Source organism: Segatella copri, from assembly GCF_024330485.1.
Taxonomy (GTDB): domain Bacteria; phylum Bacteroidota; class Bacteroidia; order Bacteroidales; family Bacteroidaceae; genus Prevotella; species Prevotella copri_L.
On record NZ_JANDWX010000119.1, the window covers coordinates 1 to 518 of the forward strand.

Below are 518 nucleotides of genomic sequence, written 5' to 3' on the forward strand. Positions count from 1 at the left end.
AGTCAGTGGGGGTAGACGCGAAACCAAGTGATCTACACTTGGCCAGGATGAAGTCCCGGTAACACGGGATGGAGGTCCGCACCAATAAGCGTTGAAAAGCTTCTGGATGAGCCGAGTGTAGGAGTGAAAGGCCAATCAAACTTGGAGATAGCTCGTACTCCCCGAAAGGCATTTAGGTGCCGCGTCGGATGGTCACCGTGAGAGGTAGAGCGACCGATAGGACAAGAGGGCTTCACCGCCTATCGAGTCCTGACGAACTCCGAATGCTCACGGTCTGCAGTCCGGCAGTAAGGGGGCGGGTGCTAAGGTCCGTCCCCGAGAGGAGAAGAATCCAGACCGCCGTCTAAGGTCCCGGAGTTCTGCCTGAGTTAGTCTAACGAAGTCTGGTCCCTATGACAGCTAGGATGTTGGCTTGGAAGCAGCCATTCATTCAAAGAGTGCGTAACAGCTCACTAGTCGAGGGTCCGGGCATGGATAATAATCGGGTATAAGGCAGACACCGAAGGCGCGGGATAGCA

1 rRNA gene is annotated in these 518 nt (G+C 55.2%); it reads left to right on the forward strand.

The features are described from left to right. Positions 1-518 (forward strand): 23S ribosomal RNA (locus tag NNC77_RS16630); the annotation flags it as partial.